The organism is Caproiciproducens lactatisolvens, from assembly GCF_052443335.1.
Taxonomy (GTDB): domain Bacteria; phylum Bacillota; class Clostridia; order Oscillospirales; family Acutalibacteraceae; genus Caproiciproducens.
Map to the genome: position 1 here is coordinate 800,004 of NZ_CP195750.1, position 19,936 is coordinate 819,939.

Sequence of the window (19,936 nt, forward strand, 5' to 3'; positions counted from 1 at the left end):
AGACAGAAATTACCGAAAAGAGGAAGGTAAGGAATTATGTTTTTTGCAGTATTGAAAAGTGTATTTGACACCTTTGGAAACTATATCACAGTACCCCTCATTATTTTTGTTATCTGCAAGCTGTTTAAGGCCCCCACCAAAAAAGCGTTTTCTTCCGCCGTACTGATCGGCGTGGGACTCAAGGGCATGGCTTTCATCACCACAGAATTCGGAGCCGTCCTGTCCCCGCTGGTACAGCAGATTGTAAAAGCGAGCGGGCTGAATCTGCCCGCGTTGGACATCGGCTGGCAGGCGGTCGCCTCCGTGGCTTATTCCACGAACATCGGCATGATGTTCATCGGCGTCGGTCTGGTTTTCCAGATCATCCTCTGGCTGATCAAATGGACCGACATCTTTATGCCGTCCGACCTGTGGAACAACTATTCGATCATCGTCTGGGGCTCCATGCTGTACCAACTGACGCAAAACCTGGCGATGGCGTTTGCGCTGATGCTCTTTGTCAACCTGGTCACCCTGCTGATTGCGGAGGTCCTGCAGAAGAGATGGTCCACTTATTATCACTATCCCTCCTGCGCAATGACCGCGCCGCACCACAACGGCGACGCCCCGATGTATCTTGTCCTGAACATTCTGTTCAGCAAGCTGGGGATGGATAAAATCAAGGCGGACCCTGTTACGATCCGCAAAAAGATCGGCTTCATGGGAGAACCGATGTACATAGGACTGATTGTCGGTATTATTCTGGGTGTGATTGGCAATATTACCGCGCTGAACAACATGGCGTCCTGGGGACAGGTTGTCAACGTATCCGTGACTTGCTCCGCCGTTATGGCGATCTTCCCGAAGGTTGCCGGGCTGTTTGCCTCCGGATTTACCACTCTGACCGATTATTCCCGCAAGACGCTGAAGAACAGCAAGTACGGGAAAGACCGTGAGTTCATTATCGCCGTCAACGACGCGCTCGGCTACGGCGAGCCGGCTACCCTGACCACCGGACTGCTGGTCATTCCCTTCGCCGTTCTGCTTGCGTTTCTGCTCCCGGGCAACGTGGTAATTCCGGTTATGGTTCTTCCCTCTTTGCCATATATGGTGGAAATCCCCGTATGCCTGAGCAACGGCAATATTGTGAAGTCCTGGCTGATGGGCTGCATCGTTTTCGCGGCCAAGATCATGATGGCCTCCTACTGGGCGACCGTTTTTACCCAGGTCGCGGCCGGCGCCGGATTTGAGGCGGCCACCACCGCTTTGGCCGGAGGCACCCTCATCATCGGCTTCATTATGTCCAACTGCACGGCCGGTATCATCACCATGGCTTTCCTGACCATGAACCCGATCATCATCGCCGCGGTCGTCGCCGTGTATCTGGTGCTGTTTGTCCTGTATAAGAAGAATAAGGGCGCTGTACAGGAATATCTGGAAAAGCATGCTCTGGGCGAAGCGTATGTCGCTCCCCAGCCGGCTGTAAACGCCTGACCCCGAAACCTTAGTATGAGAGACTGACGGATAAGCATTCATTTTGCCGCTTTGAAACGGCAGAATGGATGCTTGTTTAAGAAGAAAGGAATTTCTATGAAAATTGTAGTAATCGGCGATATCGTCGTCCCCTGTGAGCTGCTGACGGAGGCGGCGGAGTCCCTGGGTGAACCCGGTCAGAGCACGGTCGTTCCGATTGTGTGGCCGGCCGAAACGCGCCAGGAATTTCAGAAGAAAGCGCAGAACATAGAAAAGAACGGCCCGACGGCGGAGAAGGTCCCCGAAGAGGTCTACCGTGAAATCGCGGACGCGGACATCCTGCTCACGCATTTCTGCCCGGTTCCCGGGGATCTCATCGCACAGGGAAAAAAGCTCAGACTCATCGGGACCTGCCGCGGCGGCATGGAGCATGTGGATGTCGCGGCCGCGACCAAATACAACCTTCCCGTTATCCACTGCATCCGCAACGCGGAAGCAACCTCGGACTTTGCAATCGGCCTGATGTTCGCGGAAGCACGCAATATCGCCCGGGCACACGCCGCGCTCAAACAGGGCGAATGGCGCAAGGAATACGTAAATAACGGCTATACCACCTCCATGTGCGAAATGACGCTGGGTGTGGTCGGCCTTGGACATATCGGCAAGCTGGTCGCCAAAAAGGCCGCGGGAGTGAGCATGAAGGTCATCGCCTACGACCCGTACGTAACGCAGGAGTCCCTGGATGAAATGGGACTGCCGGTCCGGCTGGTGGAACAGGAGGAACTGTTCAGAACGGCGGATATCGTCACGTTGCACCTGCGCCTGACCCCTGAAACAAAAAACAGCGTGGACGGGAAGCTGATCGGCCTGATGAAGCCCACCTCCTATCTCATCAACACCTCCCGCGCCGGCGTGCTGGATAAGGACGCCTTCGTGAAAGCGCTGCAGAACAGGACCATCGGCGGCGCCGCGCTGGACGTGTACTGGGAAGAGCCCATCCCGAAGGACGACCCGCTTCTGGCGCTGGACAATCTGACCATGACGCCGCACAACGCGGGCAACGTGGTGGACGCCCTTCCCAAATCGCCTCTGCTGCTCGCGCGCACCATCAAAGCCTTCTGGCAAACCGGAAAGAGCGACATGGTGGTGAATCTCAGAAATATCAAACTTTGAACCGATTGGCGGGGATATTCCCCGCGTATGAAAAGGAGAAATGACTTATGTTGATGGAAAAGGAAAGAAAAGAAATTGCAGAGTACGGCCGTAAAATGAGCTCTTCCGGCCTGAGCAAGGGCACCAGCGGCAATATCAGCATTTATGACCCGGAAACCGGCTATATGGCAATCAGCCCTTCCGGCCTCGGATACTTCGACACCGAGCCGGAAGACGTGGTCGTCATGGACCTGAAGGGCAATATTATCGACGGCAGCCGCAAACCCTCCAGTGAGCACGGCCTTCACACCGTGATGTATCTGAACAAACCGGACGCCCGCGCGGTGGTACATACCCATTCCACCTTCTGCACTACGCTGGCCTGCCTCAACACCCCTCTGAAAGCGGTGCACTACGTTATCGGCGGCGCGGGTGCGGCAACGGTCCCCTGTGCGGAATACGCAACCTTCGGAACACCGGAGCTGGCGGAAAACGTCGCCAAGGCGATCGGCAAAAGCAAAGCCGTTCTGCTGGCGAACCACGGCCTTGTCACCAGCGGCCCAAGCCTTGCCAAAGCCTTCGGCCTGGCCGTCAATCTGGAATTCGTAGCCGAAATGCAGTGGAGAGCTTCCTGCGTGGGAACCCCCGTTGTGCTGAGCGACGCGGAGATGGATACGGTGATGGAAAGCTTCAAGAGCTACGGCCAGCCGAAAAAAGCGGATGAGAAAAAGGACGGAATGGGCTATTAATCTGAATGACGGGAGAATGGAAAAATGCTGGCTGCCATGCTGTACGGTGTGGAGGATATCCGCATCATGGAAGTACCTATCCCGGAAATCGGACCGGGCGAGGTACTGATTCAAAATAAGATTTCAACAACCTGCGGCACCGATGTGAAAAACTTTAAAAGAGGATATCCTCTTTTAAAGCCGCCGCATCCTTACGGACATGAATTTTCCGGCGTGATCGCCGCAGTGGGAAAAGACGTTAAGGGCTTTCACGAGGGCGACCGCGTAGCGGTCCACAACACGGCCCCCTGCAACGAGTGCTATTACTGCAAGAAAGGCCTTTACTCCATGTGCTCCAATATGACCTTTAACCGCGGCAGCTACGCGGAATACGTAAAGGTACCCGAGTCCATTGTGCGTCAGAACATGTTTGTTCTGGACAGTTCCGTTTCCCACAAGACCGCTTCCCTGATGGAGCCGTTTTCCTGCGCGGTTTACGGCATTGAGAACTGCCCCGTCCATCTGGGCGACACCGTCGTCGTGAACGGCGCGGGACCCATCGGCCTGATGTTTGCGCGTCTGGCGGTGCTGAAGGGCGCCAAGGTCATTGTAACGGATATGATGGAGAACCGTCTGAAGCTGGCGGAAAAAATGGGGGTCTGGAAAACCTGCAACCTGACCGGTGTGGAAAATCCGGTGGAGGCTGTCCGTGAGCTGACGGATGAGAAGCGCGGCGCGGACATCGTCATCGAGGCCACGGGCCTGATCGACGTGTGGAAAACCAGCGTGCAGATGGTGCGCAAAGGGGGATTCGTGCTTCTGTTCGGCGGCACAAAATCCGGCAGCGAGCTGACGGTGGACGCCACCCTGCTGCACTACTCGCAGATTACCATCAAAGGCGTGTTCCACACCACCCCGCTTCATGTCATGACGGCGCTGGAGCTTTTGAAAATGGGTGTGATTTTAAGCGAGGATTATATTCAGAATGAATACAGGCTGCCGGATCTGGAAAAGGCGATCCGCGAACACGCTTCCGGCAGCGTTATCAAAAACTGTATCGTATACGATTAAAAGGAGTGGGAAAGCAACAATGTATTCAATCAAGCTCGGCTGTGAACATATCTACTGCGGGGAAAACGCGGTGCAGTACCTGAAGGAGCTGCCCGCCGTCCGTAAGCGCGCCTACATTGTCATGAGCGGCACCATTCTTCAGGAACTGGGGCAGCTCAAAATTGTCACGGACGTTCTGGAAGAGTCCGGCTTCGCATGGAAGGCCTATACCGATGTGGAGCCGGAGCCCAGCTTTGAAACCGTCAGACGCGGAACCGCGGACATGATGGAATTCGAACCGGACTGGGTGATCGGATTCGGCGGCGGCTCCGCCATGGACGCCGCGAAAGCCATGTGGGTTTTCTATGAAAATCCGGAGTATAGGGAGCTGGACGACGTGATGCCCCCCAACGAGATCAGAAACCTAAAGGTAAAGGCGCGCGTGGCCTGTATCCCCACCTCGGCGGGAACCGGCAGCGAGGCGACCCGTGCGGCTCTGATCAAAGATACCGTAAAGAAGAAGAAATACTCGATTCGCTGCCTGAAAGGCCGCATGGTGCCGGATGTCGCCATCCTCGATCCGGCATTTTCCATGACGATGCCGAAAAGCCTGACGGCCGCTTCAGGGATGGACGCGCTGACCCATGCCATCGAATCCTATGTCACCCCGATTGCCAATCCGTTTTCGGACGGGATGGCAATGGCCGCGTTTATTTACGGATATCAGAATCTGCCTGTCTGCTATGAGGACGGAAAAAATGCGGAGGCCAGAGCAAAGATGCTGGAGGCTTCCTGTATGGCCGGTATTGCGTTTTCCAACTGCGCGCTGGGCATCGTACACAGCATTGCCCACACCTTCGGGGCTGAGTACGGTGTGCCGCACGGCCTGGCGAACGCTATTGTGCTTCCGTACGGACTGCGATTTAATTCGCGCGACAGCCGAACGCAGGCCCGTTATGACGAGCTGGCTTCCTTTGTGGGGGAAGCCTCCCTGCTGGACGGGGTCCTGGCGCTGCGCAAACGAATCGACGTGCCTCCCCGTATGAAAGACGTTGTGCCCGATGAGCAGGATGTGCTCGGCAAAATCGACGCGCTTGTGGAAAAGGCCATGTCCGACGTCTGTACGCCGTTTACTCCCGTAAAGCCCACCATGGAAGAGCTGAAAGCGTTGATCCTAAAGGTTTACTACGGAGAAAAAGGGCATCAGGCTTAATTTTCCCGATTGTTTATACGTACTTGCTCATGACGAACGACTTCCGATACTTAGAATTCAGCAAAAGCGCCGCTGTTAAGCGGCGTTTTTGTGCTTGAGCAGGCTTTGTTTTAACGGTTGTTTTCAAAACAACTGTATTCCTGCTCATAAAACGAGATGCTTTATCAATAATAATAGCGAAGTCTTTTGTAAAGGAGCTGTATTTATGAAAAGCAAACCGGACGACCGCCGGGACAATGTGGAACGCATTCAGGAAAACATCAACATGACGGTCGAAAACATGCGCCGGGCGGATGAGACGATCAAAGCGACTTCCGATCATAAAATGAGGAAGAATCTGATCGCGAAAAATGAAAGAAGAGAAGAAGCGCTCGGCGGCATGCGCGAAGAAATCCGTGACGAAGCCGCCGCGCGTAAAAAAGGATACGACAAGTGACCGATGCCCGGAGCACCCGCGTCTGACAAAATATTTCGTCTGTTTGAACCAGCCAATGAAAAATTGGCTGGTTTTTATATTTTGACAGAGAGAAACGGCACAACCTCTTGGGAATAAAACAATTGCTGAGTCTCAAAATTGCAGAAAAAATTTTTATTTTGCAAAAGAATAAGGTAACGCGGGAGGGAAATTATGATAACATAATTTTAACATAAATTTTACACGAACGGCGGATAACACTGTCAATCTGTCCAGACAGCCAAAAAACATGCGGCGGTATAGCGGAACGGAATGACGGAAACAGATTGATCGGGGAAAGCTTTTGGGAAGGATGGCGGCAGAATGAATAGAAAATTGAAACCAAGGCAATATGAAATACTGAAAATTTTAGTTACTTCCTCCGCCCCGCTGGATATCACCTTTTTCCGCGACGAACTGAAAAAAAGTGAACGGACCGTCTGGTATGACATCAATGAACTGAAGAAAATCTGCGCGGAAAAAAACGTGGAAATACGCCACCGCTCAAAGTGGGGGTTCTACATACCGGTCGAACAAAAGCCCAGGTGCTCGGAAATCCTGATTGCCGGACGGCCCGAAAAGGACGCGGGATTTCTGAAGAGTATTGAAGATGAGCGCATTTTAAACCTTTTCTTTTATTTCTATGTGAAGAAAAGAGACGTCACGGCGGAGCTGCTCGCCAGAGAATTTTATATCTCCCGGTCCACTCTGATGAGAATCGTACCGCGGTTTGACGAATATTTCGATAACCGGATTCATCTGTCCTCCCTCAAAACAGGGGGCTATGAGCTTCAGGGGGACGAATTTACCATTCGCCATATTCTGGCGGAACGGCTGGCTCAGTATTTTAAGGGAAGCTATACGGCGGAAGACTGGTATCTGCTTTTGCCCGACCCGTTGAAAAAATACATCAATCTTCAAAGGATCATTACGATCAGCAATGAGATCAAAAGAGTAAATGAGCAGTATAATGTCTGGATTTCCAACAGCGGTTTTTTAAATCTGCTGTCTTATTGCATTGCGGGCGATATACGGAAATACTTCTGCAGCCCCGGGGATTCTGCGGACGATTCGCAGGGGTATGCCGAAACTCTTTTAAAAAGGCTGAACAAAAAGATCGACAAAACGGAACTGGGTTATCTGAAGTCCGTTCTGATGGAAAACGAAATCATCGTCAATATTCAGGAAATCGAGGAGCAGAAGGTCAATTCCAGCCTGCAGAAGATTCTAAAGTTCTTGAAAACGCAGGAAGAAAAAGGCAGCTACAAGTTTGATATGACCTCTCTTTTTGACGATTTATACGGGCATCTGAAAAGCTCGCTGTTCCTGTTCCTCAACGCGAAGGAGAAAAAAGAGGAGAACTATATTGTTATCCGTGAGGTAAAAGAAAATTACCTCGACTTCTACCGCATGGCACAAGAGTGTTCCAACATCCTGAAACAGGATTTTTCAATTGATTTTACGGAAACGGAAGTTTGCTATATTGCCGTTTACTTATATAAAAACTGCAAAAATCAATTAAACAGGAAGAAAAATGTTCTGCTGGTCTGCGGAACGGGCAAGGGCCTGTCGAACCTGCTGGCCATCCGGCTGGGCAACGTGTTTCCCATGCTGAATATCGCGGGACAGGTTTCTCCTTATCAGCTTTCCAATATGAATTTCGGGAAAGCGGTCGACTTTGTCATATCGACCATCCCGCTGAACATCACAAGCATACCGGTTCTGAAAATCTCACAGATACTTCCGATGGAGGACATCAAACGCATTCAGGAGTTTCTTGACTACGGCAAACTGGTCGATGAGATTCCCCTGCAGGAGAAAAACCGGGCCTCCTTTAACTCAAAGGACGACCCGTTTGAAATAGCCGGAACCGTTCAGCAGAAAACAGCCTTTCATAATCTGACCTATGCCGCCAATATCATCAGCAAGCTGATTTTGACGCTTTTGGAATATACCTCCAAATTCCCGGAGAATTACAGGATGAGTCAGGATGTGCTTCTCGGCATGGTGATCCATATGAGCATGGCTGTTCCACGGTGGTTTCAGGGCTCGGATCACGATACCCCGCCCGAAATCGCGGAAGAGTACATCAGGATCGCGAATGACCACAGGGTGATTTACGAGATCATGGAGCAGTTCTTTAAGCTGGTGGAAAACTCCCTGCAGGTGAGTATCAGCATAGAAGAAAAAATAGCGTTTTTCTTATACATTATAGGAGGAAATGAGGATGAAAGTACTAACGATCAAAAAGGGGAGGCTGATTTCCCCGGTTAACGGATATCACGGGGATGTCAGGGATATTCTGGTCAGGGACGGAGTTGTCGCGGCAGTCGGGGATTCCATCGATCCCCAGGGGACCGTCGTCGATGCACGGGGATGTATCGTTACCCCCGGCTTCATCGATATCCATACGCACTGTTACCCGAGGGTATCGCTGGGAATGGAACCGGATGAGCTGGGTATCCGGCGGGGGTCTACGGCGATTCTGGACGCCGGGAGCAGCGGCGCGGACAATTACGAGGATTTCCGGGAGAACTATATTGAAAAAAGCGGAACAAAAGTATTTACCCTTTTAAACCTCGCCAAAGAAGGGCTCACCCACGGCCATGAGCTGAGCGACAGGAAGAATATCGACATTCCCCGGCTGAAGGAGATGCTCCAAAAATATCCGGACAACATCGTGGGGATGAAGGCCAGAGCCAGCGCCAGCGTCGTCGGCGCCATGGGGCTGGAGCCCATCGCGCTTGCGGTCAGGACGGCCCGCGAGGTGGGCAAGCCGCTGATGGTGCACGTCGGGAACCGCCCTCCGGAATTTACGGAGGTGCTGGACCTGCTGCAGAAAAACGATGTCGTGACCCACTCCTTCCACGGAAAGGCGGGCGGCATCCTCGACGAAGAGGGACATGTGATCCCACAGGCGCGCAGGGCCAGGGAAAGGGGAGTCCAGTTTGATGTGGGCCACGGAGTCGCGAGCTTCAGCTTCCGCGTGTTTGAGCGGGCGCTGAGGGACGGTTTCGACTGCGATATGATCTCTACTGATTTACATATTGAAAATTATAACGGGCCTGTTTACAGCCTGGCGGCTGTTGTCAGCAAGACCATCAACTGCGGGGAAGAGCTGGAAAACGCGGTGGCGAAGTGCACCAGCGTACCGGCCAGACATTTCGGCCTGAAAGGGCTGGGGGAGATCGCCGTCGGCATGACCGCCGACTTTAACGTTATGGAACTGACGCCCTGCGAGGAAACCGTGCTGGATTCCATCGGCGATTCCCTGAAACTGAAACAAAAGCTTGTATTAAAGAAAACGATATACAGTAGAGGTAATGAAAGTGCAATCATGGAACACGCTGTTAAATGAAAGTAAGCTGGATATCTCTGTAAAAAACGAGTTTATCCGGTGCTATCGGGAAGCAAAGGAAAAATTGAAATCGTATGGGATCGTGATGGATGAAGAGGCGGACTTCATGTTCGCAAACCATATCCTGGCTTTGCTCAAAAGGGTAAAGACCCGTTCGTTTGTAGAGGATATGGAAGAGGAAGATTTCGAACAGGTGCCCCAAAAAGTGTATGACATGGCGGAAGACATTGTCGGGGGCTTGTTTGAAAAAGAACATCTGCCCATCAATCAAACAGAAGTATTTCTTGTGGCAACCCATATAGAAATGACAATCCAAAAGACAAAAGGAGGAACAGAACAATGAGCGAAAAAAAGGTGCTGGTCGTGATCGGACACCGTATGGGGAAAGGTCAGGCCGTCGCCCGCGGAGTGGAAAAGGCCGGGGGAACGGCCATCGTGATTCCGGGAATGGCCGCGGATATGAAGCTGGGGGACGTGATGCATGAAAACAATGCGGACCTCGGGGTCAGCTTCTGCGGAAGCGGCGGCGCCGGCGCGCTGACGGCAAAGACCAAATACGGTTATCCGGCAAAATCCGAGCTTCGTTCCGTAGAGGCAGCCTGTACTGCCGTGGAAGAAGGGTGCAAGGTGGTCGGCCTGGGATTTCTGGATGTGGAAGAGCTGGGCCAGAGGCTGGTAGAAACTTATCGCAAGGTCCACGGTGAATAAGTATGCTGAATAATCTGCAAAACAAGCAGCTGCTGAAAGAAATCAGCCACGAACTTGTGGTTACCGCAAGCGGAGATTCTTTGGAAAGCGTTACAGGCAAGCTTTTCCAGAATATGCGGAAACAGATCTTCGCGGAGTTCCGGAAACCGATTATCCAGATGGAAGCCGAGGAAGTCTTTTTTCAAAAGGTGGATACAAAGAGCCGGACGGAGCATTTTATGCTGCTCTTCTGGCCGAGGGAGAAAGTCGCTTATACCATTACCGCCAAAATCGTGGTGAAAGTAAAGTATCTTGATATTGCGAAGGAGGAGCTTTAAATGTTGGAGATCATTCTTTATTCCTTGATTATCGGGGCTGTCGGCGGGGGCTGCATCGCCGCCGGCGCGGCGCGCATGTTTCACGCGCCGGAAGTACAGGCAATGGGGTCTTTCCGAACACTGGGCGAAATGAACGCCTGCAACGGGGACCCGATCGCCCATTTTTCGTTTGGACTGGGATTTTTCTTTTCCTCAGCGGCTTCAGCTGTCGCGGCCGGTGCCTTGACGCAGGATGTGTTTCACAGAATCGTTACAAACTGGGGCGCGGCGGTTCTGCTGCTGAAAAACAGAAATATGGAGGAGACGGTCTGGAATCCGAGAAAGATGATGCTGGCCGGTTCCGCGGTAGGCGCGGTCGTCGTTGTTTTTCTGAACACCATGTCTCAGCTCATTCCGGAAAAGCTGTCCCTGATTGCGAAAAACGTGCTGACCCCCGCCACCGGATGGCTGATCAATCCGGTCATGCCCGCTATTTTCTGGCTGGCCGCTGTTGATGCCGGAAAGGTAGTCGGAATATGGGGGACCGTGCTGGGCGGAGTCTCCGCGCTGATTTCCGGAAATGCGGTGCCCGGTATCGTACTGGGAATTCTGATTGGAAAATCCGCTGAAGAAAACGGCTATAAGAGCAGAATGGTCCAGATATTGATCGGCATCGTGGTGATCATGTTTGTCGCGATCGCTTATTTCAGGGGATTTTTCGGCAAGTTCGTTATCGGTTCATGATTCTGATACATACAGGAGGAAATCTTAAATGGAAAAGAGAACATTTTCGGAAAAATTTGATGCCTTCATGATGAAAGACAGTACCTTTATTCTGCTCGTGATGGGAGCGGCCGCCTCGATCTTTGCCGGAACCTATCTGTTTATCAAATTCGGTACCGGCGCGTTTAATGAAATCTCCATCGTCGCCATGCTGACCGACGGGATGAGCAGCGGCGATTACGCGGCGGCCGCGGGCTTTGCCGCTGGGTTCCTGATCGCCAGAATTCTGGAAGGGCCGCTGGTCGGTCTGATGGATATCGGCGGAAGCCTGATGACCGGCGTAGGCATCGGCATCCCGGCAGTGTTTTTGTCCATGGGCTGGAAGTTCCCGTTTTCCAATTTCTTTGCCGCGTTAATCGTAGGCGCGGTGATTGGAATTGTCATTGGTGTTGTGCTGATTATTATCCGCAAGGTAGTGCCGGAAGGCATGACCGTCGGCGGTACCAGCATCATGATGGGCGCCGGCAATGCGGTGGGACGTTACCTTGCTCCGCTGATTGTCGTCGCGGCAACACAGTATAACGTTTTTGCGGGAATCGGCGCGATTGTCGGGGCGGCAATTTTCTACAAGTGGGGCAAAGAAATGACCGGCGGCGCCATTCTGGGCGCCATGATTCTGGGTGCGATTTTTCTGTAATGAACAGTGAAAGGGATTAAAGAGAATTCAAAATGAGTGTATATCAGGATATCGGATTAAAAAGGGTGGTTAACTGCTGCGGGCGCGTAACCCTGCTGGGTGTTTCCACCCTGAGCGATGAAGTGGCCCGGGCCGCGGCCGCCGGGGGGCAGTCCTATGTGGTGATCGAGGATTTGATCAACCGCGCAGGCGAGATTATTTCCCGGTACACAGGGGGCGAGGACAGCTGCGTGGCGTCCTGCGCTTCCGCCGCGATTTGCCTTACAGTGGCCGGGCTGATCTCAAAAGGGAAAAAATCGATTATGGACCGCCTTCCGGACTCCGCAGGGCTTCCGAATGAAATCGTTCTTCAGAAGGGGCACAGTATCGAATTCGGGGCGCCGATGACGACGATGCTCCGGCTTGGAGGCGGGGTGCCGGTGGAAGCGGGCACTGTGAATGAAGTCGTCCCGGAGGACGTGGAAGAGGCCATCAACGAAAGAACGGTTGCTTTGCTGTATGTCAAGAGCCATCACTGCGTGCAGAAGGGGATGCTGGATATCGAAACAATGCGGAATATCGCGCACCGTCACCAGCTCCCCCTGATCATCGACGCGGCGGCGGAAGAGGATTTCCGGAAATACCTCGCCATGGGGGCCGATCTGGTGGTATACAGCGGGGCAAAGGCCCTTGAAGCGACGACCTCCGGATTTGTGACCGGGAAAAAGGAATATATCGAGTATGCAAAAAAGCAGTACCACGGAATCGGACGCCCCATGAAGATCGGCAAAGAAGGCATTATGGGCCTTTTGAAGGCTTTGGACCGCTATGAAAACAAGGACCGCGAAAAGGAAGTCAAAGAGAATCTGGGAAAAGTGCGCTACCTGTGCGACGAGATCAACAGGATTCCCGGCCTGAAGGCGGTTCAGATCCAGGATGAAGCGGGCCGGGCGATTTACCGGGCCAGAGTGACGGTGGACACGGCGGTCAGCGACAAAAAGATCGAGGACATCAACAGGGAGCTGCGCGCCGGGGACCCCATTATTTACTGCCGGGCCGAATTTCTGAATCTGGGCAAGCTGGACCTTGACCCGAGACCGCTGTGCGAGGGTGACAAGGAACTGATTGTAAGCAGACTGAAAGAAATTATGAAGGGATGAAATCATGGGAATCAATTACTATCATCATCGTGTATGCCTGAACGTGCTGGCCGGAAGCCTGAAAAACGCGGAAGAAATCTATCGGGCGGCGGAAAAGCATGTGGAGGCCGGCGTGCTCTCCGCCAGCTATCCGGATGTTCCGAGCGCGGTAGAGGATATGAAAAAATACATGGACGTGCTGGAAGGGAATCTCTCTGTCGGGCTGGGCGGCGGGAATCCCGCTCAGTGGAAAGCGGTCGCGGAGATTGCAAGGGAAGTCAAGGCCAATCACTTTAACCAGGTGTTTTCCGCGGTCGGCTGCACAAGGGCAAACGTGGGGAATGAATCCAGCCATATCAACGCGCTCGTGTCCCCCTCCGGAACGGCCGGAATGGTGAAGATCTCCACCGGGCCGCTGTCCAAGGACTGCGAACAGCCCGCGGTCATCCCGGTGGACACGGCCATTGCCATGATTCGGGAAATGGGCGGGAACTCCATCAAGTTTTTCCCGATGGGCGGCTTGAAAAGCAGGGAAGAGCTGAAAGCGGTGGCGCAGGCCTGCGCCGGAAACCATTTCATTCTGGAGCCGACCGGCGGGATCAGCCCGGATAATTTCCGTGAAATTATGGAGATTATCTTACAGGCGGGCGTGGAAAAAATCATTCCGCATGTCTACAGCTCCATTATTGACAAAGAGAGCGGAAACACAAAGATTGACGAGGTAAGGAATCTGCTGTCGATCGTAAAAAAATTGGTATAAATTTAGAATTAGGAAAAGAAGATATGAAAGAATTTACTTATACAATCAAAGATCAATTGGGAATTCATGCGAGGCCCGCCGGGATGCTGGTAAAGGAAGCGAAAAAGTTCAGCAGTTCGATTACCATCCGCGGCAAAGACGGGAAAAGCTCGGACGTTTCCAAAATTCTGAACCTGATGGCGATGGGCGTCAAGCACGGCGACGTCATCACGGTACAGGCTGACGGTAAGGACGAGGAAGCCGCTATCTCCGCGATGAAGACACTGGTTACCAGCAATTTGTAGGAGCGGAGACCCGTTCGGGCTTCCGGAGGTCCCTGCCGTGCGGATTGCCGGCAAAATTCCTTCCGACTTGGAAAATCTCCGCACAAAACGGGGCATAACCGTACAGCCAGTGTAGTTGTTTTTAACAACTGCACTGGCTGTAACAATATCGGGCCGCAGTATTACTGAACGATGCCGGGAAGATCGCCGGGGAGATCGGCGGCCGGCTTTGTCTTTTTGCGGTTTCGGATTTCAGCGGAAATCCATATGATTACGGGAAAAATCACTTCAAAAGGAGTCATGGAAATTACCAGAGAGGGAATCCGGTCAAAAACATCGCTCAGTTTTTGAAGATCCGACAGGCTGGTTGTCAATATGATAAGAGTACAGGGAACGACCAGAAACTTTCGCTCCGTATTGCCGAGAATATGATAGAGCCCTAAAGAAGCGGAGTAAATACAGACACAGAGCTTTATAGTCCCTGCAAGCACCAGATTTACGCCAACCAGTATTTCAAATCTCTCGAAAAAATCGCCCAGAGAAGCCGTACTGATTGCCATATCGGACGAAAAATAATAGATTGATGCCGACGGTCCTAAAACCAGCACATTCCGCAACCCTATCACCAAATGGGTTAATATGATCAGCAGCATAGAGTTTACGAGGATTTTTTTAGTGCTTTCTTTTCGGTCTATTTTGGAAAAGAAAGACAGACAGATGAAAGCTTCCGACCATGGGATGATAAATATTTTATAGGATGAATTCAAAATCACTTTCAGATCGGAATTCATCACCGGCTTTAAATTTTCCAAATTCATATTACCAAGGCAAATCAGAGTGGAAACGCACACAAAGCCGATCACAAATTTTATCAGAAAATTCGAAGTACGGGCGATTGTTTCGGCTCCGCATGTAACAGCCGCTATGGTCATTATAATGAAAAATATGGAGGTAACGTTTCTTGGAGTGCTGTCCAAAGCGGTAGTTTTGATGTAAAGACTGAAAGAGCCCAGTACCCTGTACCCGATAAAGAGGGAAAAAAACACGCTGATAAGCGACATGACGGTTCCGAAGAAACGCCCGAATATGGAAAACAGCATTTCGTACAGATCTTTTTCCGGGTAAAGCCTTGTTAATCGGATATACAGTGCGGCCATCGGTATCATGAAAACAGCCGCAAGTAAAATCGATACCCAAAAGTCCTGCTTTACATCCTTATCGGCGCCGAAAAGGACGAGAGTCCCAAACCAGAACAGAGAAAAGAGGCTTGTCATCTGTTTTCCTGTTATTTTGTAATTTGTCATTCTGTCTGCTTCCTCGCGTGAACAAAAAAATTTGGTGATCGGCAACAATCATTGCTATTATTCTCAAGAGCAGGGTAATTTACTCTAAGTGTGATAAGGGGAATTTGATTTCAGACCCCAAAAATCCGGCCCAAAGTTTACTGAAGCCATCCTGCATATTGTGGGTTTCTAACCGCTTTTTATACCCAAAAACAGCCAAACAAGGAAAACAGCTTCGGCCGGTATTATCGTACAGCCAGTGCGGTGGCCATTGATCTTGTCACATTGTATCAGAATACAGCGATAAATGTTTTCATTGGGATTCGCTTGACTTTAAAACAAAAATTGTGCTAATATCTATTTGATCGAGTAGCTTTAACGCGTAAGTCCAGATTCCGGACTTACGCGTTTTTTGCTGCCATAAAGTATGCGGCCCCGTTCCGAATGGCGAGCGCGCATATTGACCTTAGGAGGAAAATTCAATGCCAAAAACAAAATTCCAAGGATTTATCTTCAGTGTAATGATGTCGATTATCATGGCCTATGGTATGGAATTGTACAACGTTGCACAAAAAATGGGGGGAATGAGCAATTCTGTATTTTTGCCCGCGCTGATTGAGACGTCCTACATGAGTCTGTTCGTGTTTGCAATATCGAATTTGTGCGGAAATAAAATCGGGAAGAAGCTGGCTTTTAGACATGTCTCGCCCGGAAAGGACAATCCATTTTTTATTACGGTCATGATATCCGGTTGTACGGTTGGATTTATGTGTCCCGCAATGAGTCTGGTAGCAACGGTTGTTTTTTCTGGCGTCAGTACGCAGTTTATTGCGGACTGGTTCGCAACGGTTGTAAAAAATTTTCCCATGGCCCTGCTTTGGCAGCTGTTCTTTGCGGGACCCTTAGTCCGGTTGCTTTTCAGAACGATCTTTAAAAAACAGTTGATTTCTGATTGCCATGCGGAAACCAATCAGGAAGCAACGAATGGAAATTTAGGGCAGGGAGCATAAGGGAACATTAATTCCTACTTCTTCGGCCGGGAAGACGGGCTGAATATTGGCAAATTGGTGCTTTTTAAACAAAAATGCAACGGACTATCATGCGCAGATTTAACGAACTTTTCCGGAGCGCAAAAATTTTGCTTGCGCGTGAATTTTGAAAAGGATTACAATATTATTATAAAAAAGGAGGAATTTTACAATGAAACGGATTCAATCTGCTTGTTTGGAGCAAACCATTCATTTTCAGCTTAATGAAAATCTTGGGCATGAAGAGGCAGTCAACGATATAAAGACGGAGGTCGAAAAGTATAAAGCGCAATTGAAACATAAGCGCATTCAGTATAAAATTGAAGAGGAGAAAACACAGCCAGACGGTTCCGTTACCGTAAAGATCAAAAAACAGTACAATGGAAAGAACTGCGGAGAATATTTGGCATAACATCAGTTGAAAACCAGACTTATTTTTTATATGACGCACCATCCCTTACTTAACAAAGGCAAGATTGCTGTTAACAAAAGCAATCTTGCCTTTTGGTCGAAATTATTTGATTTTACGGCAAATCGATTTTTCAGGACAGACTTATTGGATTTTTCTAACTGCATAACGCTTTGCAGTGGAAAATATTTGATGAAAGGAGTGTTCCCATGGTTTTATGGAATGAAAAAGTCAGTCATCGTGTATTCGGTCAGGGGGTAGTCGTCGATCAGAATGATGAAAAGCTGACGATTCAATTTTCAGACCGGTATGGAATCAAGCAGTTTATATATCCAGATGCATTTCAAAGATATTTAAAGTTGTTAAATGACGATTTAGAGTCATCCGTATTGAAAGAGCTGGATGATAAAAAGAAGCAGATCGAAGCCGAGAGACTGATGAAAAAACAGAAACGGGAACAGGAGGAAAACGACCGAAGAATGGCGCTAAAAAAAGCAAAGGATGATTCCCAAAAGAGGAACCGGGCGCGTAAGTCAAAGACCGTGGTGCAGCCGTAGAAATTCTATGGCTGCCTTTATTTTTCATAACAATGAGCAAAACCGGAGGCCGGAAGGCTTCCGGCTTTTTTATTCCGATTTGGAACGGTTTAAAAACAGGCTGCGGCTCGCTGTAGATATTCTTTATGTGTTACCAAGAAAAAGTTTATGCATTGCCATCCTGTAATTGACATTCGCCGGATAAAACATATAATATTTAAAACAGATATGAATACTATGAATATTTCGGGCCGCTGTAGTTCCGGCCTTCATGAGCAGAACAGCCATTCCATCCAGAAAGATTTGTGGTTCTTGCACTGTCTGTAAACCAAGAAAAGAAATGAGGAAAATGTTGTGGGAAAATTATTTACATCTGAATCAGTAACCGAAGGACATCCGGATAAAATTTGCGATCAGATATCCGACGCCGTATTGGACGCGCTGATCTCTCAGGACCCGTCTTCGCGCGTAGCAGTGGAAACGGCCGTTTCCACCGGATTGGTGCTGATTATTGGAGAAGTGACGACGAAAGCGTATGTCGATATTTCCAAAATAGCCCGCCAAACCATCCGTGAAATCGGGTACGACGGCCTTGGCGGCGGATTTGACGGAAATACCTGCTCTGTCCTCGTTTCCCTTGACGAGCAGTCGCCGGATATTGCGCTCGGCGTTGATCAGGCATATGAAAACAAAGAGGGAAATACGGAGAAGGATTACGGGACCGGAGCCGGAGATCAGGGAATCATTTTCGGGTACGCGACGAATGAGACACCGGAATATTTGCCGCCCGCCATTTCCTTTGCCCACAGACTGGCCAGAAAATTGGCGGAAGTGCGCAAGAACGGAACCCTGGGCTATTTAAGGCCGGACGGGAAATCACAGGTCACGGTGGAATTCGACGACGACGGGAAGCTGGCCAGAGTGGATACCATCGTTGTTTCCACCCAGCACAGTGAAGAGGTACCCTTGGAGCAGATCAGAGAGGACGTCATCAAGCATGTCGTTCAGACGGTGATCCCCTCCGATCTGCTGGATGAAAATACGAAGTATTTTATCAATCCCACAGGGCGCTTCGTGATCGGCGGCCCGCAGGGGGACGCCGGGCTGACCGGAAGAAAGATCATCGTAGACACGTACGGAGGGACCGGACGGCACGGCGGCGGAGCCTTCTCGGGGAAAGACCCGACCAAAGTGGACCGCTCCGCGGCGTATGCGTCCAGATGGGTGGCGAAAAATCTGGTGGCGGCCGGCGTGGCCGACAAGCTGGAAATTGAAATTGCCTATGCAATCGGCGTAGCGACTCCCGTATCCGTATCGGTGGATACCTTCGGGACGGGGAAGATCGAGCACAGCAAAATCATTGAGATCATCCAAAACGTGTTTGACCTCAGGCCGGCCGCCATTATAGACGCGCTTGATTTGAGAAGGCCCATTTTCAGGCAAACGGCCGCGTACGGGCATTTCGGAAGAATCGATATCGACCTTCCCTGGGAAGCACTCGACAAGGTCGATGAAATCAAAAAATATTTGTAATTGGGATATGGCCGCCGCCATGCCAGGACAATCAAGTTTTTCCAGACAATTTTTTCGGCTGCCGCCGCCGATGTTCCCATGACAAACGGATGAAAATGAACCATACAGCGGTTGATGCAGAAAACATATGAAAGAGGTAACCTTATGAAAAAATTACTGATCTCGTTATTGATTGCGGCCCTTGCCCTTACCGGCGCCGGCTGCGCAAATACCGGTTCCGATACGTCGGCATCCGCGGTGCCGGCGGCCTCCGGCAGCCAAAGCAATGCGGATTCTTCCAGCGACAAGGGCGTTACGATCCGTGTCGGCGATCTTGCCAGCTATGAGCTGATCAAGGACGCCGATGAAAAAGGATTTTTTAAAGAAGAATTTTCCAAGGACGGTGTTACCGTTGAAATCAAAAGCTTTCAGTCCGGCCCGCCGGAGCTGGAAGCGCTGACGGCGAAAGACCTTGATTTTGCTCTGATGGGCGACCAGCCGGCGGTGCAGGGTGTCGCGAATGAAATCGGTATTCAGGTGATTTCCGGTCTGTTGGACGGCACGCACGGAAACGGTCTGATTGCCCGTGAAGACGCCGGTATCAGTCAGGTGGCCGATCTGAAAGGGAAAAAGGTGGGCGTGCCTGTCGGGACGACGGCTCATCAGCTGTTAATCAAAATGCTCGAAAAGAACAACCTGAAAACCTCGGACATCCAGCTTGTCAATTTGGCGGCGGGCGATATCGTCACCTCGCTACAGACCGGAAACATCCAGGCCGCCGTTACCTTCGAGCCAAGCCTGACCAAGGCCGTGGCGGGCGGCGGAATCAAGAAAATAAGCGATGCCGAGGGATACAAGGAAATTATCAACGTCATTGTCGGCAGGACGGAATTTACGAAGGAGCATCCCGATTTGGCTGTGCGTTTTCTGAAGGTCATCAAGAAGACGGCGGAGTGGCGTGATTCCAATTTTGAAGAATCTCTGGGTATCCTTGCAAAACGCACCGGCGTTGACAAGGAAGCCCTGCGTGCCAGTGCTTCCTCCATGCCGCCGCTTCTGGCGCTGAAGGACAGCCATAAACAGGCGATCCTGGAAACCGCCCAGTATCTGAAGAACAACAATATTATCCGTAAGGACCTGACGATCGACCAGATTTTTAACGACGAGTACGCCGTAAAAGCGGGAATTCAATAAGG

Annotated in this window: 22 protein-coding genes; 21 read left to right on the forward strand and 1 reads right to left on the reverse strand. The window is 50.9% G+C overall.

The window, feature by feature from the left end:
* The first annotated feature begins 36 nt into the window (after positions 1–36).
* From ACRQV7_RS03870 to ACRQV7_RS03945, 16 genes are all read left to right on the forward strand, one after another.
* Positions 37–1,473 carry a PTS galactitol transporter subunit IIC gene (locus ACRQV7_RS03870; protein WP_275713137.1) on the forward strand — a complete coding sequence of 479 codons (1,437 nt, stop codon included), beginning with the start codon at positions 37–39 and terminating at the stop codon, positions 1,471–1,473.
* Between the two features lie 96 nt (positions 1,474–1,569).
* On the forward strand, positions 1,570–2,625 hold the full coding sequence (locus ACRQV7_RS03875) for a 2-hydroxyacid dehydrogenase (RefSeq protein WP_444659530.1): 1,056 nt from the start codon (positions 1,570–1,572) through the stop codon (positions 2,623–2,625).
* A gap of 47 nt (positions 2,626–2,672) precedes the next feature.
* The gene (locus ACRQV7_RS03880) at positions 2,673–3,353 is read left to right on the forward strand and encodes an L-fuculose-phosphate aldolase (RefSeq protein ID WP_275713135.1); all 681 of its coding nucleotides are present in this window, start codon (positions 2,673–2,675) and stop codon (positions 3,351–3,353) included.
* A gap of 24 nt (positions 3,354–3,377) precedes the next feature.
* Positions 3,378–4,403 (forward strand): alcohol dehydrogenase catalytic domain-containing protein, encoded by a 1,026-nt coding sequence (locus tag ACRQV7_RS03885; RefSeq protein WP_444659531.1) that lies wholly within the window; start codon positions 3,378–3,380, stop codon positions 4,401–4,403.
* A gap of 19 nt (positions 4,404–4,422) precedes the next feature.
* Positions 4,423–5,595, forward strand: a complete 1,173-nt coding sequence (locus tag ACRQV7_RS03890; RefSeq protein WP_275713132.1) for an iron-containing alcohol dehydrogenase — start codon at positions 4,423–4,425, stop codon at positions 5,593–5,595.
* Positions 5,596–5,800: 205 nt separating this feature from the next.
* The gene (tlp, locus tag ACRQV7_RS03895) at positions 5,801–6,031 is read left to right on the forward strand and encodes a small acid-soluble spore protein Tlp (protein WP_275713130.1); all 231 of its coding nucleotides are present in this window, start codon (positions 5,801–5,803) and stop codon (positions 6,029–6,031) included.
* A gap of 342 nt (positions 6,032–6,373) precedes the next feature.
* Complete coding sequence (locus ACRQV7_RS03900) at positions 6,374–8,323, forward strand: BglG family transcription antiterminator (RefSeq protein ID WP_275713129.1); 1,950 nt, start codon at positions 6,374–6,376, stop codon at positions 8,321–8,323.
* Positions 8,277–9,407, forward strand: coding sequence for an amidohydrolase/deacetylase family metallohydrolase (locus tag ACRQV7_RS03905; RefSeq protein ID WP_444659532.1), 1,131 nt, complete (start codon positions 8,277–8,279; stop codon positions 9,405–9,407). The genes ACRQV7_RS03900 and ACRQV7_RS03905 overlap by 47 nt, the downstream gene beginning before the upstream one ends.
* Positions 9,373–9,750 (forward strand): PRD domain-containing protein, encoded by a 378-nt coding sequence (locus tag ACRQV7_RS03910; protein ID WP_329494172.1) that lies wholly within the window; start codon positions 9,373–9,375, stop codon positions 9,748–9,750. The genes ACRQV7_RS03905 and ACRQV7_RS03910 overlap by 35 nt, the downstream gene beginning before the upstream one ends.
* Positions 9,747–10,115: an SFCGS family glycine-rich protein gene (locus ACRQV7_RS03915; protein WP_444659533.1), complete on the forward strand. Its 369-nt coding sequence runs from the start codon at positions 9,747–9,749 to the stop codon at positions 10,113–10,115. The genes ACRQV7_RS03910 and ACRQV7_RS03915 overlap by 4 nt, the downstream gene beginning before the upstream one ends.
* Before the next feature lie 2 nt (positions 10,116–10,117).
* A complete protein-coding gene (locus ACRQV7_RS03920; protein ID WP_444659534.1) occupies positions 10,118–10,432 on the forward strand; it encodes a DUF4312 family protein in 315 nt (104 codons plus the stop codon).
* Positions 10,433–11,155, forward strand: a complete 723-nt coding sequence (locus ACRQV7_RS03925; RefSeq protein ID WP_038323013.1) for a DUF4311 domain-containing protein — start codon at positions 10,433–10,435, stop codon at positions 11,153–11,155.
* A gap of 28 nt (positions 11,156–11,183) precedes the next feature.
* Positions 11,184–11,831, forward strand: coding sequence for a DUF4310 family protein (locus ACRQV7_RS03930; RefSeq protein ID WP_275713122.1), 648 nt, complete (start codon positions 11,184–11,186; stop codon positions 11,829–11,831).
* Between the two features lie 32 nt (positions 11,832–11,863).
* The gene (locus ACRQV7_RS03935) at positions 11,864–12,970 is read left to right on the forward strand and encodes a DgaE family pyridoxal phosphate-dependent ammonia lyase (RefSeq protein WP_275713120.1); all 1,107 of its coding nucleotides are present in this window, start codon (positions 11,864–11,866) and stop codon (positions 12,968–12,970) included.
* A gap of 4 nt (positions 12,971–12,974) precedes the next feature.
* Positions 12,975–13,709, forward strand: a complete 735-nt coding sequence (gene dagF / locus ACRQV7_RS03940) for a 2-dehydro-3-deoxy-phosphogluconate aldolase (protein WP_444659535.1) — start codon at positions 12,975–12,977, stop codon at positions 13,707–13,709.
* A gap of 23 nt (positions 13,710–13,732) precedes the next feature.
* Entirely contained in the window at positions 13,733–13,993 is a 261-nt protein-coding gene (locus ACRQV7_RS03945) for an HPr family phosphocarrier protein (protein ID WP_444659536.1), read from the forward strand.
* A 161-nt stretch (positions 13,994–14,154) separates the two neighbouring features.
* Here ACRQV7_RS03945 and ACRQV7_RS03950 read toward each other — a convergent pair whose 3' ends face one another.
* On the reverse strand, positions 14,155–15,276 hold the full coding sequence (locus tag ACRQV7_RS03950; protein WP_444659537.1) for a GerAB/ArcD/ProY family transporter: 1,122 nt from the start codon (positions 15,274–15,276) through the stop codon (positions 14,155–14,157).
* Positions 15,277–15,737: 461 nt separating this feature from the next.
* Here ACRQV7_RS03950 and ACRQV7_RS03955 point away from each other — a divergent pair, with 461 nt between their 5' ends.
* From ACRQV7_RS03955 to ACRQV7_RS03975, 5 genes are all read left to right on the forward strand, one after another.
* The gene (locus ACRQV7_RS03955) at positions 15,738–16,265 is read left to right on the forward strand and encodes a DUF2798 domain-containing protein (protein WP_444659539.1); all 528 of its coding nucleotides are present in this window, start codon (positions 15,738–15,740) and stop codon (positions 16,263–16,265) included.
* A gap of 190 nt (positions 16,266–16,455) precedes the next feature.
* The gene (locus ACRQV7_RS03960; RefSeq protein WP_275713112.1) at positions 16,456–16,695 is read left to right on the forward strand and encodes a hypothetical protein; all 240 of its coding nucleotides are present in this window, start codon (positions 16,456–16,458) and stop codon (positions 16,693–16,695) included.
* 206 nt (positions 16,696–16,901) lie between these two features.
* The gene (locus ACRQV7_RS03965) at positions 16,902–17,249 is read left to right on the forward strand and encodes a hypothetical protein (RefSeq protein ID WP_275713110.1); all 348 of its coding nucleotides are present in this window, start codon (positions 16,902–16,904) and stop codon (positions 17,247–17,249) included.
* A gap of 333 nt (positions 17,250–17,582) precedes the next feature.
* Positions 17,583–18,761, forward strand: coding sequence for a methionine adenosyltransferase (metK, locus tag ACRQV7_RS03970; RefSeq protein ID WP_444659540.1), 1,179 nt, complete (start codon positions 17,583–17,585; stop codon positions 18,759–18,761).
* Positions 18,762–18,905: 144 nt separating this feature from the next.
* Positions 18,906–19,934 carry an ABC transporter substrate-binding protein gene (locus ACRQV7_RS03975; protein WP_275713106.1) on the forward strand — a complete coding sequence of 343 codons (1,029 nt, stop codon included), beginning with the start codon at positions 18,906–18,908 and terminating at the stop codon, positions 19,932–19,934.
* The last annotated feature ends 2 nt before the right edge of the window (positions 19,935–19,936 follow it).

Coding starts and splice junctions, on each gene's coding strand:
- ACRQV7_RS03875 (WP_444659530.1), top strand. CDS start 1,570: ATGAAAATTGTAGTAATCGGCGATATCGTCGTCCCCTGTGAGCTGCTG.
- ACRQV7_RS03965 (WP_275713110.1), top strand. CDS start 16,902: ATGGTTTTATGGAATGAAAAAGTCAGTCATCGTGTATTCGGTCAGGGG.
- ACRQV7_RS03930 (WP_275713122.1), top strand. CDS start 11,184: ATGGAAAAGAGAACATTTTCGGAAAAATTTGATGCCTTCATGATGAAA.
- ACRQV7_RS03890 (WP_275713132.1), top strand. CDS start 4,423: ATGTATTCAATCAAGCTCGGCTGTGAACATATCTACTGCGGGGAAAAC.
- dagF (WP_444659535.1), top strand. CDS start 12,975: ATGGGAATCAATTACTATCATCATCGTGTATGCCTGAACGTGCTGGCC.
- ACRQV7_RS03955 (WP_444659539.1), top strand. CDS start 15,738: ATGCCAAAAACAAAATTCCAAGGATTTATCTTCAGTGTAATGATGTCG.
- ACRQV7_RS03900 (WP_275713129.1), top strand. CDS start 6,374: ATGAATAGAAAATTGAAACCAAGGCAATATGAAATACTGAAAATTTTA.
- tlp (WP_275713130.1), top strand. CDS start 5,801: ATGAAAAGCAAACCGGACGACCGCCGGGACAATGTGGAACGCATTCAG.
- ACRQV7_RS03870 (WP_275713137.1), top strand. CDS start 37: ATGTTTTTTGCAGTATTGAAAAGTGTATTTGACACCTTTGGAAACTAT.
- ACRQV7_RS03915 (WP_444659533.1), top strand. CDS start 9,747: ATGAGCGAAAAAAAGGTGCTGGTCGTGATCGGACACCGTATGGGGAAA.
- ACRQV7_RS03950 (WP_444659537.1), bottom strand. CDS start 15,276: ATGACAAATTACAAAATAACAGGAAAACAGATGACAAGCCTCTTTTCT.
- ACRQV7_RS03960 (WP_275713112.1), top strand. CDS start 16,456: ATGAAACGGATTCAATCTGCTTGTTTGGAGCAAACCATTCATTTTCAG.
- ACRQV7_RS03920 (WP_444659534.1), top strand. CDS start 10,118: ATGCTGAATAATCTGCAAAACAAGCAGCTGCTGAAAGAAATCAGCCAC.
- ACRQV7_RS03910 (WP_329494172.1), top strand. CDS start 9,373: ATGAAAGTGCAATCATGGAACACGCTGTTAAATGAAAGTAAGCTGGAT.
- ACRQV7_RS03925 (WP_038323013.1), top strand. CDS start 10,433: ATGTTGGAGATCATTCTTTATTCCTTGATTATCGGGGCTGTCGGCGGG.
- ACRQV7_RS03880 (WP_275713135.1), top strand. CDS start 2,673: ATGTTGATGGAAAAGGAAAGAAAAGAAATTGCAGAGTACGGCCGTAAA.
- ACRQV7_RS03945 (WP_444659536.1), top strand. CDS start 13,733: ATGAAAGAATTTACTTATACAATCAAAGATCAATTGGGAATTCATGCG.
- ACRQV7_RS03905 (WP_444659532.1), top strand. CDS start 8,277: ATGAAAGTACTAACGATCAAAAAGGGGAGGCTGATTTCCCCGGTTAAC.
- ACRQV7_RS03885 (WP_444659531.1), top strand. CDS start 3,378: ATGCTGGCTGCCATGCTGTACGGTGTGGAGGATATCCGCATCATGGAA.
- ACRQV7_RS03975 (WP_275713106.1), top strand. CDS start 18,906: ATGAAAAAATTACTGATCTCGTTATTGATTGCGGCCCTTGCCCTTACC.
- ACRQV7_RS03935 (WP_275713120.1), top strand. CDS start 11,864: ATGAGTGTATATCAGGATATCGGATTAAAAAGGGTGGTTAACTGCTGC.